The sequence below is a fragment of the Actinomycetota bacterium genome, from assembly GCA_040755895.1.
Classification (GTDB): domain Bacteria; phylum Actinomycetota; class Aquicultoria; order Subteraquimicrobiales; family Subteraquimicrobiaceae; genus Subteraquimicrobium.
In genome coordinates this window covers 1-6,430 of record JBFMAG010000121.1, presented here as the reverse complement: position 1 = coordinate 6,430, position 6,430 = coordinate 1, and the positions used below count along the sequence as shown (strand labels likewise).

At 46.7% G+C, this 6,430-nt stretch carries 3 protein-coding genes and 2 pseudogenes; all 5 read left to right on the top strand.

Annotated features, from left to right (window positions below; all coding sequences use genetic code 11):
- On the top strand, window positions 1-1,200 hold a 1,200-nt coding region (gene tilS / locus AB1466_05725; GenBank protein MEW6189587.1), incomplete at its 5' end, for a tRNA lysidine(34) synthetase TilS.
- A 172-nt stretch (window positions 1,201-1,372) separates the two neighbouring features.
- Window positions 1,373-3,400, top strand: a pseudogene (locus AB1466_05720) (ATP-dependent metallopeptidase FtsH/Yme1/Tma family protein).
- Window positions 3,401-3,412: 12 nt separating this feature from the next.
- Window positions 3,413-4,627: pseudogene (gene ftsH, locus AB1466_05715) on the top strand (ATP-dependent zinc metalloprotease FtsH).
- Window positions 4,628-4,992: 365 nt separating this feature from the next.
- On the top strand, window positions 4,993-5,553 hold the full coding sequence (folE, locus tag AB1466_05710; GenBank protein ID MEW6189586.1) for a GTP cyclohydrolase I FolE: 561 nt from the start codon (window positions 4,993-4,995) through the stop codon (window positions 5,551-5,553).
- Between the two features lie 85 nt (window positions 5,554-5,638).
- The coding region (gene folP / locus AB1466_05705; GenBank protein MEW6189585.1) for a dihydropteroate synthase at window positions 5,639-6,430 on the top strand (792 nt) is incomplete at its 3' end.

Below are 6,430 nucleotides of genomic sequence, written 5' to 3'. Positions count from 1 at the left end.
GAATCAGAAGAGGATGCGCTTTTCGTCCGAGAATTGGCTGAAAGGCTGGAATGTCCCTCTACAATTCTCTCCTTTGACGTACCAGCATATATGAGAAAAGAGCATCTTTCCCCTGAGGAGGCAGCTCGTGAGGTCAGATATAGATTGTTGGAAAAGGTCGGTCGAGAGATAAAAGCCAATAGAGCCGCCCTTGGACACCACGCCGATGACCAGGTTGAGACCTTTCTAATGAGGCTCCTACGGGGATCAGGACCCGAAGGCTTAAGGGGGATGCTTCCCGTGAGGGGTAAATACATCCGTCCTTTGATTGAATCAACCCGAGGTGAAATTCAAGAATATTGCGGAGAAAAGGGGATAGAATTTCGGTTGGACCTATCGAATCTCGATATCTCTTATTTACGGAATAAGGTTCGTCATCAGCTCATTCCGGCTCTGGAGCGATATAATCCAAATTTTAAGGGGGTTATCCTTAAAACCATGGAGATTTTAAGCGAGGAGCAAGACCTCCTCGATGAGATAGCTGGAGGAAAGTTCAATGAAGTCGCGGTGATTGAGAAGAATTTGGTGAAATTGTCCTGCAAGAGGATTCAGAAGCTACCCTTGGCCATTCAGCGAAGAATGCTTCGAAGAGGAATACAGCTGGTGAAGGGAAATTTGCGGGGTATAGAGTTCAAACATTTGGAGGAGATATTGGGGTACGTGTCCGGAAAGTTGCCACATCTGCAAATGGATCTCCCTGGAAGGCTCGTTGCCTTGAGTGAATATGGTGCACTCATCATAACCTTCAAGGAGAAGTTGAAAGCCCCCAAGGTCCCAAGAGTTTTGCTGAACATTCCGGGCGTAACCGATATTCCCAGCCTTGGAATCCGAATAAGGGCTGAGTTTGAGGATGCAAAGGGTGAAACGATTCCGAAGGAGGATAGAAAGGCTTATCTGGATGCCGATAAGATTGAACCACCTCTCATCTTGCGCACCCGATTACCCGGCGATAGCTTTAGACCTTTGGGTATGGAGGGCGAAAAGAAATTGCAGGATTTCTTCGTGGACGAGAAGGTTCCGCGCAGACTCAGGGATAGGATCCCCATCCTCCAGGGGAAGGATCATATTCTTTGGGTAATCGGGTATAGAATTGATGATAGGGCTAAAGCTAACCGGGGCACTAAGACGATCTTAAAACTAGAGGTTGAAAACTTAGAATAATTTACAAGGCTTCGTAGTAGTAGCAACAGACCTTTAGGTCTGTTAATAACAGGTCTGAAGACCTGTTTGGAGCATTTCCAGGGCATAAGGCCTTTCGACTTCCCTGGTTAAATTGCTAATGCATTTAAATTATGTTACGATTATTACGCGAAATTATTAAGGAGGTTTCATTTTGAAGAGGTTTTTCAAGAGCGCGGGTTTTTACTTCCTGGTCGTAATTCTCATTCTGTTCCTAGCCCAAAGCTACCTTCTAAATCAGAAGCCCACTCAGAAACTGACTCTGAACAAGTTCATCGCTCAGGTTGAAGCGGGTAAGGTAAAGGAAGTAAAGATCTTAGACAAGGATCATATAATCAAGGGAAAGTTACAGAACGGCACTCAATTTGAGGTCTCCTACCCTGAAAGCTACAACATCTCAGAGATATTGCTCAAGCACAAGGTTTCAACTCAGGTTGATCCCCAAAAAGAGGCTGTATGGTGGTTGATTCTTTCCAATCTTCTTCCCTTCATTTTAATCCTCGCCATCTGGATATTCATGCTTCAGCAGATGCAGGGTGGGGGAAGCAAGGTCATGTCCTTTGGCAAGGCTCGGGCTAAGAGGATGACCAAGGATATGCCCAAGGTAACCTTCAAGGATGTCGCCGGGCTCGATGAAGCGGTGGAGGAGCTTCAGGAGATAAAGGAATTCTTGGCCAATCCTGGAAAGTTCCGAGCGCTGGGGGCTAAAATACCCAAGGGAGTGCTCCTATATGGACCGCCCGGTGCGGGCAAGACGCTCCTGGCTCGCGCGGTTGCCGGTGAAGCTGGCGTTCCCTTCTTCAGCATCAGCGGCTCCGATTTCGTTGAGATGTTTGTCGGCGTGGGCGCCTCGGTCTCTGGCGACACACCGGTATTAATTAAGACCGATGATTACACTAAACTCATGCCCATCTCCGAGTTTGTGGATCAATACTATGAAGAAGGGCAAGAAGGATTTATGGTGCCAGTGAAGGATGTTAAAACCCTAGGATATGAAGCAAAAAATTGTATATCTGACAAGTCTGAAAAGAAATTCTTTGGGAGAAGTGATTGGAAAGAGATTAAGGGAGTCTTTAGGCATAAAGTGGACAAAATTTATAAAATCCATTATTTAGGAGGCATAATTAAAGCCACTGGTGATCACGGTATTTTTGTGCGCGATAAAAACAGGATTATACCCAAAAAAGTCACGGAGCTGAAACCCGGCGATATATTGGTGAATCTGCCCTTCAAAGTTCGGGGCGAATACTCTCCTGAATATGGAACTCTCCATTTCATGAGGGCTCATAGTTTTCCCACGGAGGTTTCTTTAAAGTTAGATATTTGGGGCGATCGCTACCAAGAGATGGAAAGGAAATATGAGTTTGCCTTGGAGAATCAGGGACTTTTAAGCCAATATGCAATTGCGAATGCCATTGGAGTATCCCAAGCTACAGTGGGGGACTGGCAGCGAGGAGAAAGCCAGCCGCGTTTAATTTCCCAGAAAACCTTCAAGAGGATACCCTTTGAGGTGAAAGTAACACCAGAATTAATGAAGCTCTTGGGATATTATACCGCTGAAGGTAGAGGTACTTTCCATTATTTAGAATTTGTGTTTGGTGCCCAGGAGAAAGAATTGCAGGAAGATTGCATTAGATTGATGCGAGAAGTTTTTGGGCTCGGTCCAGTAATTGAACATACCGAAGACAATACGGTGAAGATAAAATACTTTTCCACCCTCCTCGTTCGATTCTTTACGGAGCATTGTGGCAGTGGAAGCCGCAATAAACATATTCCGGAATTTATGTGGAATATGCCTCCCGAATACTTCTTGAGTTATCTTGAAGGTTATACCAAAGGCGATGGCTATATCACAAAAGAAGGGAAGGTAAGCGCCACTTCGGTAAGCTGTAAGTTAATCACCGAACTTACCTGGCTTTGTGCTATGCATGGAATTAAGGTAGGAGTGAGAAAATGCTTCCAGAGAGGTGGTCGGGTCATCAAAGATAAACCTCTGCCAGATTTGGAGGCATGGAATTTGATCATTGGAAAGAGTAGCAATCCATTTGAGGATCAAATTGAATTCCCCAACCAGATTAAGAAACCTTACATTAAAGAAATTATCGAAGAACCATATGGGGGATATGTTTATGATCTTTGCGGTTGCGAAAACGAAGCCTTCTTTGGCGGGGAAAAACCGGTGCTTCTCCACAATAGTAGAGTGCGGGATCTCTTTAATCAAGCAAAAGTCAGTGCTCCCTGCATCGTCTTCTTGGATGAAATAGACGCTGTGGGACGCCATCGAGGAGCTGGTCTCGGCGGAGGTCATGATGAACGTGAACAGACCCTCAATCAGCTTCTCGTGGAGATGGATGGTTTTGACATCAGAGATAACGTGATACTCATCGCCGCAACAAACCGTCCCGACATCCTGGATCCGGCTCTGTTAAGACCAGGTAGGTTCGATCGCCAGGTCGTGGTCGATCGCCCCGATCTCAAGGGTAGAGTAGGGATACTCAAGGTCCATACCAGGGATAAGCCTCTTTCAAAGGATGTCAATCTCGAAGTTTTAGCTAGACGAACCCCTGGATTTACCGGAGCGGATCTGGCTAATCTGGTGAATGAAGCGGCACTTCTCGCCGCACGTCATGCCAAGAAATATATAGATATGGAGGAACTCGAAGAGTCCATAGACAGGGTGATTGCTGGACCTGAACGGAGAACGAAGCTAATTAGTGATAAAGAGAAAGAGATAATAGCCTATCATGAAGCCGGACATGCTCTGGTGGCACACATCTTGCCGAATACCAACCCCGTCCACAAAATCTCCATAATTCCTCGTGGAAGGTCGTTGGGGTATACTCTGACTCTGCCCACGGAGGATAGATATTTGGTTACCAAATCGGAGCTCACCGATGAGCTGGCAATGCTGTTGGGCGGGCGCGTTGCCGAAGAGATGATCTTCCACGATATAACCACGGGCGCTCAAGACGATTTGGAGAAAACCACCAAAATTGCTCGACAGATGGTCTGCGAGTACGGTATGAGTCAGAAACTCGGTCCATTGACCCTTGGTCAAAAGCAAGATCAGGTCTTTTTGGGTAGGGATTTTGCATCCCACCCTGATTATAGCCAGGAAGTCGCCTACGAAATTGACAAGGAAATCAAACGTATCGTGGACGAAGCCTGGACTAAGGCTAAAACAATACTCCAGAAGAATCGAGAAAAGCTCGATGAAATCGCCAACACGCTCATAGAGAGGGAGACTCTTGAGAAGGAGGAGCTAGTTAGACTCCTTGAGGGTGTTGAAGAATCCATTCCCCAAACGGAGCAAACCGTTGAAGAACAGAAATCGGAAAGCATCGGGGCGGAGCGGAAGGAATCCGGCTTAAAAAAGGTACCCGGCAAATTAAGACCCGCTGAGGGTTAGAGGGTGCTTTTCACCACCTCACCAGCTTGGAGGTGAGGTGGTTTTATTTTTTAGAGGAAAAAAGAGCTAAATGTCGAAAGTCGCCCATACGGGTGACTTTTGGACAAATCAAAAATATTGTGCATGGATCATAATTTTCAATGCAAAGTGCTCAAAGGGCCGTCCTTGAGCTTCGGATTCGTTTTGGGCTGCTCTTATTTTTGCAGTGCGAAGTTGACTCCACTTCGCTAAGTCAATTTGTTTGCCACAGCTGCTTCCCGACGAGTCAGGGCGACGCCGTTTGCTCACACTCGCTCTGCAAGGCGGCTCTGAGCAGCAAGTTTATGTTTTATGACCCACCTATAAGTATTAAATAGGAACTTCAAATGGATAGAAAGAAGATTGAGCAGGGAGTTCGCCTAATTTTAGAGGGAATTGGCGAGGATCCAAAAAGACCAGGGCTTAAGGATACTCCGACCAGAGTAGCCAGTATGTATGAAGAGATATTCGCTGGTTTGACCCAGGATCCTAAGGGAGTCATTCAAATAACTCTTGCCGAGAATCACGATGAAATAGTTCTAGTTAAGGACATCCCTCTTTATTCAGTCTGCGAACACCATCTCATACCCTTCGTGGGTAAAGCACATGTGGCTTACATCCCCGGGGAGAGCAGGAGGATCACTGGAATCAGTAAGCTTGCCAGGGTTGTGGAGATATTGGCCAAAAGACCCCAGCTCCAAGAGCGCCTCACGACTTCCATCGCCGATACCTTGGTCTCGGCCTTGAATCCTTTAGGTGTTCTCGTAGTTGTAGAAGCTGAGCATCTCTGTATGAGCATGAGGGGGGTTCGTAAGCCCGGTTCTCTGACCGTTACTTCAGCTGTGCGAGGTATTTTCCGCACCAATGAAGCTTCCCGCGCCGAAGCACTATCCCTCATTAAAAGCTAAGTCGGGTCAGTGATCAGCGATGAGCGGGAAAACATCTTTTAAAAACCGCTAGTCGAACATCGCTCATCGATAAGGGTTTGAGAGTATGTCGACGAATGCAAGAGTACTCGAAATTAAGAATATCAATGACATAATAAGGGAGTTCACTAAGATTGGCGTCGATCCCAGGGGCATCGAGATCATGAGCCCAAAGGCCATTCACCAACTGGTGAAGCTCGAGGGTATAGATGTAAGAGCGGCCAACATCATCAAACAGGAGATGCTTTCCCGGGGTGGAGAGGCCGCTATCTCCCGAGGTGTATACGATCTCAAAGTGAAGAAAAGCGATATCATCCTCATGGGGACATTGAAGCAGTTTAAGGAAGTCTGCAAAAAACTCGCTGAGCAACCCTTTGAGCTCTCAAAAATTGCTTCTGAAATCGAAGAAGTCCTCCTGAATTTTCGATCGTCACATCATACTTTAAAGGCCGGTGGATATGTCCTTGACCTTTCGCAACGCACCTACATTATGGGTGTATTGAACGTTACACCCGATTCCTTTTCGGATGGGGGCAAATTTTGCCGGTTGGATAAGGCGGTTGAATATGGCTTAAGAATGGTCGGGGAGGGAGCCGATATCATCGATGTGGGTGGAGAATCGACCCACCCCGGCGCAGAACCTGTAAGTTTGGATCAAGAGCTTGAAAGGGTCATCCCCGTGATCGAGTCGCTTGCCCCTCAAATAGATAAACCCATATCCATAGACACTTATAAATCCGAGGTCGCTCGTCAGGCTTTAGATGCGGGGGCTGCCATTGTGAACGACATCAGTGGACTTCGAGCCGATGAGGATATGGTTAAATTGGTGGCTGAGAGAGGTACCCCCGTCGTGATCATG

Coding starts and splice junctions, on each gene's coding strand:
- folE (MEW6189586.1), top strand. CDS start 4,993: ATGGATAGAAAGAAGATTGAGCAGGGAGTTCGCCTAATTTTAGAGGGA.